Origin of the sequence: Desulfolutivibrio sp. (assembly GCF_036584575.1) — a bacterium.
Lineage (GTDB): Bacteria > Desulfobacterota > Desulfovibrionia > Desulfovibrionales > Desulfovibrionaceae > Desulfolutivibrio.
Genome location: NZ_JAZHDB010000058.1, coordinates 1 through 5,891 on the forward strand (window position 1 = coordinate 1; position 5,891 = coordinate 5,891).

General features: G+C 67.2%; 5 protein-coding genes. 4 read left to right on the forward strand and 1 reads right to left on the reverse strand.

Going from position 1 to position 5,891, the window contains the following annotated elements; all coding sequences use genetic code 11:
- Positions 1-744 (forward strand): SGNH/GDSL hydrolase family protein (locus V3572_RS04335; RefSeq protein WP_332109754.1); only part of this gene is annotated, 744 nt, incomplete at its 5' end.
- A gap of 163 nt (positions 745-907) precedes the next feature.
- Positions 908-2,005, forward strand: coding sequence for an AbrB family transcriptional regulator (locus tag V3572_RS04340; protein ID WP_332109755.1), 1,098 nt, complete (start codon positions 908-910; stop codon positions 2,003-2,005).
- A 90-nt stretch (positions 2,006-2,095) separates the two neighbouring features.
- On the opposite strand, the gene V3572_RS04345 is transcribed toward V3572_RS04340, so the two are convergent.
- Positions 2,096-3,586 (reverse strand): GNAT family N-acetyltransferase, encoded by a 1,491-nt coding sequence (locus V3572_RS04345; RefSeq protein ID WP_332109756.1) that lies wholly within the window; start codon positions 3,584-3,586, stop codon positions 2,096-2,098.
- Between the two features lie 243 nt (positions 3,587-3,829).
- On the opposite strand from V3572_RS04345, the gene V3572_RS04350 reads away from it, so the two are divergent.
- Positions 3,830-5,227, forward strand: a complete 1,398-nt coding sequence (locus tag V3572_RS04350) for a hypothetical protein (protein WP_332109757.1) — start codon at positions 3,830-3,832, stop codon at positions 5,225-5,227.
- A gap of 210 nt (positions 5,228-5,437) precedes the next feature.
- A partial coding sequence (locus V3572_RS04355) for a B12-binding domain-containing radical SAM protein (RefSeq protein ID WP_332109758.1) occupies positions 5,438-5,891 on the forward strand: 454 nt, incomplete at its 3' end.

The following is a 5,891-nucleotide window of genomic DNA, read 5'->3' on the forward strand; positions in this document are numbered from 1 at the left end:
CTCGACACCCTGCACACGGCCAAGGACCATTTCAAGCAACTCGGCTGGCACTTCGTGGGCCCGGCCCCGGGCGACCCCGCCAAGGCGGCAGGCAGGGCCCTTACCGGGTCGCGCCTTCTGGTCGTGGGCGATTCCCTGTCCATCTCCCTGGCCGATGTCCTGGAGCGGCGGCTGGCCAAAACGTCCGAACTGGCCTTTGCCCGGCTGGGCAAGGTCTCCAGCGGTCTGGCCCGTCCCGGGTTTTTCGACTGGGAAAAACACTTGGCCGAGATGGTGCGGACAAACCGGCCGGACACGGTGGTGGTCATGATCGGGGCCAACGACAACAAATCCCTGCCCCTGGCCTCGGGCAAGACAGCGGCCTTCGGCACGACGGCCTGGAGCGCCGAATACCGCCGCCGGGCCGCCCGGCTGGTGGAAATCGCCCGGGCCTCCAATCCGGAGGTGCGCATCGTCTGGCTCGGCGCGCCGGTCATGGCCGATCCCGGGCTTTTCCGGGACATGCCGGTGGTCAATGCCGCCCTGGCCGAGGAAATGCGCCGCCAGCCCGGATGCCGGTTTGTGGACGTGTGGCCCGTGTTGGCCGGTCCCGGGGGGCGGTATGCGGAATTTCTCGCCGCCGGAACCCGCCTGCGCACCCCCGACGGCGTGCACCTGGCCCCGGCCGGGGCCGCGCGCCTGGCCGACGCCTGTCTGGCCGCCCTGGCCGAACCGGCCCGGGTCATGCTCTCCCAGAATCCGTGATGCCCGTCTGAAAGATGTCGGCCTCCCGCCGTTCCCAGCCTGAACCGGCGCCTGCCCACGCCTCGGCGCATGCTTGCGCATCCGGGTCGGCCGCACGTAGGATGCGCCCCCCCGGGACTCCCTCTGGATGATTTCATGGGGTTGCCCGGGTTATGGAGCGCCTATGTCCCTCTTTTGCCGCGTGCGCCTGTGGGCCGCGTTGATCCTCGTTTCCGGCCTGTTGGCCTCCCTGCTTGCCTGGGCCGCCGTTCCGGCCGCCGTCCTGCTCGGCCCCATGATCGTCGGCGTGGCGTTTGCCCTCGGCGGCGCGCCCCTGGCGGTGTCCCCCGGTGTCTTCGGCGCCGCCCAGGCCGTTATCGGCTGTCTGGTGGCCGTGACCATCACCCCCTCCACCCTGGCCGCCCTGGGCCAACAGTGGCTGCCGATGCTCGTTGTCATCGTCCACATCATCGTTTCCGGGGCGCTTGTGGGGCTGGCGCTCATCCGCTTTGGCACAGTGACCGGCTCCACCGCCGCCTGGGGCGTCTCGCCGGGGGGGGCCGCAGCCATGTCCGTCATGGCCGAGTCCTACGGCGCGGATGTGCGCATGGTGGCCTTCATGCAGTACCTGCGGATGTTCGTGGTGGTGTTGACCGCCTCGGGTGTCTCGCGCCTTCTGCTCGGCCATGAGGTTGAAATTCCAGCCCGCGCCGCCCTGTCCCTCGGCCTGGATGCGCCGGTGCTCCCCCTGGCGCTGACCTTGCTCGTCATCGCCTGCGGCATGCTCCTGGCCCGACGGTTGCGCGTGCCGGCGGGAGCCCTGCTGCTGCCGATGCTCATCGGCGCGGCGCTCAACGCCAGCGGTCTTTTGCACATCACCCTGCCCGCCTGGCTGCTTTGGATCACTTACGCCTGTCTGGGGTGGTACGTCGGCCTGCGATTTACGCCCCACACGGTGCGCCACGCCTTGCAGGCCATCCCCCAACTGTTGCTGGCCACATTTTTGCTCATCGTCCTGTGCGGTTTCGCGGCCTGGATGCTGTCCGCCTGGCTCGGCGTGGATCCTCTGAGCGCCTACCTGGCCACCAGCCCGGGAGGCCTCGACGCGGTGGTGGTCATCGCTGCGGGGAGTGGCTGTGATGTGCCCTTCGTCGTGGCCCAACAGACCCTGCGCCTCTTCGCGGTGGTGCTCATGGGCCCCCTGGTGGCGCGGCTGCTCTGCCGCTTCGATGCACGGCGCAGGGGAGTGGAGGCAACGGCCGCCGACCGGACGCGCCGCTGACGGCATGAGGGGGGGCGCGTCATCCATGTTTTTGGATTGCGAGGGCGCCAAGCCAATCTGGCTGTTCTTCTAGGAAAATTGCCGGTTGTCTTACGGGGTGTGGCGCCGGGGGTCGACGGCCCTGGCGGCGCGTGCCATTTCGGCTCCCACATAGTCAAGCAGCTCACGCCCGAACCCGGGATGGATGCGCACCTGCTCCAGGTCCAGGGGGACGGCCAGCCGCAAAAGCCGGAGCATGTCCCCGTCCGGGGCGCCGTGGGGCCAGATGCCGGCAAAGAAAAATCCCGCCTCCTCGGCTCGCTCGCAAAGCAGTGGCGTGGCTGGCTGGGCCAGCGGAAGATCGAGCGAAACCGCCTCGGCCCCGGCGATGTCCGCCAGATCGACGGCCGCCCGAAGGATCTCCGGCCATTGCCGCACATCGGCGCGCACGATCCGGATGGCGCCCTTGAGGAGCCCACGGTCAAAGGACACCTTGTAATCCCCGGGGGCCGCGCCCCCGCTTGGGGGCGCCAGGGTCAGGGGGCGTTCGAACTGCGCGTAGATGCGGCCCGCCATATCCTGGTGACGCGCCGGAACATGGACCACGGCCGCCGACGGGGGCTTCAGGTACAGAAAACAGTGCAGATAGGATTCCCGCTGCGGCGCGACGTTGTCCAGGCCCATGGCCTTGAAACGCCGGGGCGGGCAGGCCGCCAGTTCCAGGCCGCAAGGTTTGGCGCCATAATCCAGCACTTGCCGCTGACTGGCGGCATGGCTCGTGACCGGGTTGAGCGAAAGTCCGAACAGCCCAAGTTCCTTTGCCTTTTCGGTCAGGGCCGTGGTCAGGGCGCCCATAAGCCCGCGGCTTCGATGGGCCGGTGAGACCACAAGCACCGCCATCTCGGCCATGGGCACGGGCTCCGGACGCAGCAACCCGATATGCGCCGCCACCTCGCCGGTTTCGGTCACGGCCACGTAGCTGACGAGTTGTCCGGCGCCGACCATATGGACGAGCCCCTCGGGACGGTAAAAGGCCTCATTCTTATAGGAATAGCCGTATGCCAGCCAGAAGATACGGGTCACCTGCAGGGCCTCGTCCGGAAGCATGGGGCGGATGGCATAGGTGTGGGCCGGAGCGCGCGGAATCTCCGCCCAGGCTTCCGGCGGCATCGGTTCGGCCGCGCGGGGCAGCCGCTTGATCAGACACAGTCCCTTGCCCTGTCGGCCGTGGTTGACCCAGTGGACCTCGTCAGCGGCATGGTGGATGAGTTTCAGGCCCAGGCCGCCCGACCCGGGCGATCCGGAAGGATCATCCGCCTGTGGAAGCAGGGACGGATCGAAGGGCAATCCCTGGTCATGAAAATCCAGGCGCAGTTCCCTGTCTCCTATTTCGCCGTTGACGATAACATCCCCAGGGGTGTCGCCTGGATAAGCATGATCGCGAATATTGAGGAAGGTTTCCTCGGTGGCCAGCTCCAGGGCCAATATCTCTTTCGGAGACAGCTTCGCGATGGTCGCCAGATCCCGGACGTGGCCCTGGATCATGGTCAGGAAACGGCTGTCCGCCGGAATGCGCAACTGGGTCTTGAGGGGGGCATGCATGACAATCCTCATACGCATCAACGGGAAATGCGTCCAGGCGCAAGGTCGCAGCCGATCGTTTTCCGGAATCGGCGGCGCCTGTTTCCGAAGCCCCGGCCTGCGAAAACACGGCGATATTTCGAAAGAGCCGGGACGCTCCGGCTCACGCGGCCCTGCGGCCGCCGGAGTTCTTGACAAGGCTGCCAAGCAGGGTGAGACTGAACAATCAGGAGAAAGGGGACGCAACAGACGCAGGCGGTCGATATGGTCAACGAAGACGACGGACTTTTTCCCTATGATCTGGTCCTTGATCCGCAGGTCCGATATTTTCTGTATGTGGGCGAGGCCAGGTACGATTCCCTGAACCAGTTCATGCGGGAGGCCCTGGAACGCAGGACCGGACAACGCATGGATTACGTCCGGATCATCCCCGATGTGTCAGGGTGCAGCCTGCACCGCAACACCATTGTTTTGAACCCCAGGGCCAGGCGCCATTTCGCCGAGACCGGGGTCATGTCGCGCTGCCCCCTTGCCCCACGGGAATTCGCCACGGTGGTCTCCGCCTCGGCAACCGTGCGCGGCCTTATCCGTTCCCTGGTGCGCCGTCAGGGCGAGGTCTACGTGCATGTGGCGGAATCCGTTCCGGAGCTGACGCTTTCCCGCCTGCCGGGCGTGAAATTCATCGGCCCGGACGGGGAAACGGCGGCTATGTGGAACAACCGCCTCTACCAATCGCGCATGCTGCGGGATCTGGTTCCCGTGCTGGACCATCGCCAGTGCCGGGCCGACGAGGAGATCGCCCAGGTCGTGGCCGGACTGCTGCCGGTCTGGGGCGACGGGGTGGGGGTGTTGACGGAGGACGCCCGCGAGGCGGACGATCCCTTTGTGGTCACGGACCCCCGGGATGTCGCCGCACGCCTTAAAGAAGGCGGCGAGGCGTTCCTGTTCCGCCATGTCCCGGCCGCCCATGCGCCCACGGTCCTCGGCATCACGGCCGGAGAGGACGATGTGTTCATCGCGGCCGTGGCGGATCGCCGCATGGAGGCCAACGGGGGCTGGGGGGCGTCGTATCCGTCGGCCCTGCCCGCGCACATCCTGCGGGAATTGCGCGAGCACACCAGAACGGCCGGGCGGGTGTTGGGCGGCAGCGGATATCGCGGCGTGTTCGGCTGCGATTTCATCGTGGACCGGGACGGCACGGTCCATTTCGTGGAAGTCAACGCCAGAAAGCATGGGGCGGCCCTGGAGATGTGCTGCACCCTGGAGAACGCCCTGCCCGCAGGCGCGCCCACCCTGGCCGACCTGGAGCTTGGGGCCGTGTTCGAGGGGCGTTTGCCGGAAAACGCCCGGGAGTTGGCCCGGGCCCTGGAGGGCCTTTTTTGGAGAACCTGTACGATCCGGGCTGACCGGACCCTGCAGATCGACGCCGCACCCGCCGCCCATGCCGATGTCCGGGCGCTTTTTCGGCGCATCCTGTCGCGCGGGGCCGATCATGGCATGATCGTCCTGGAGCATCCGGCCAGGGATTGCCAGGTGGAACAGGGCGCCGTGCTCGGCCGGGTGGTGGCCGTGGCCACGGACCCGGCCTATCTGCCCGAAGATCTGGAGCTTGGCCGCACCCTCTTGCGGGCCTGCGCCCAGGAACCCCAGGACGGAACATAGACGGCGCACGTCAGTCGCGCCCCTGGCGGCGGGCGTGTCCGGCCCGCCCAGGCGGCCGCCGGGCCGCAGCCGTTCCGAAGCGGCTGTTTTCTTCCCCCGGATTGTGGCGTATCATATCCTCTCCCGTTGCTGCGACTCGCCCGAGATACCCCACCTCCCCCGGCCGTGGCCGGAAACACAAACCCGCCTTCTTCCCCGGCCTGGAGGGCCATGAAAAATATCCTGCTGGTCAATCCGCGCCTGCCGCGTTCCTTTTGGAGCTTCCCGGAAATCATGAAGGTGACTGGGAAAAAGGCCCTCATGCCGTCGCTTGGGCTTTTGACCGTGGCCGGGCTCTTGCCGCCGGACTGGAATGTCCGCCTGGCCGACGAAAACGTGCGTCCCGTGTCCGATGCGGATCTGCGCTTTGCCGATGTGGTCATGATTTCGGCCATGCTGGTGCAGCGTGACGGCCTTTTCGCCTGCGCCGCGCGGGCCAAGGCCCTGGGAAAGATCGTGGTTGCGGGCGGTCCCTACGTCACCTCCGCGCCGGACGAGGTGCTGGCCGGGGGCTGCGATTTCGTGGTGATCGGGGAGGGGGAGGCGACCATCCCCCTGCTGGTGCGGGCCATTGAAGAAGGCCGTCCAGGGGGGGCCATCGCCGTGGAGGAAAAAACCGACATGG

What these genes read in the sequence shown, in the direction of transcription:
- V3572_RS04350 (WP_332109757.1), top strand. Translation starts at nt 3,830, where the DNA reads ATGGTCAACGAAGACGACGGACTTTTTCCCTATGATCTGGTCCTTGAT.
- V3572_RS04340 (WP_332109755.1), top strand. Translation starts at nt 908, where the DNA reads ATGTCCCTCTTTTGCCGCGTGCGCCTGTGGGCCGCGTTGATCCTCGTT.
- V3572_RS04345 (WP_332109756.1), bottom strand. Translation starts at nt 3,586, where the DNA reads ATGCATGCCCCCCTCAAGACCCAGTTGCGCATTCCGGCGGACAGCCGT.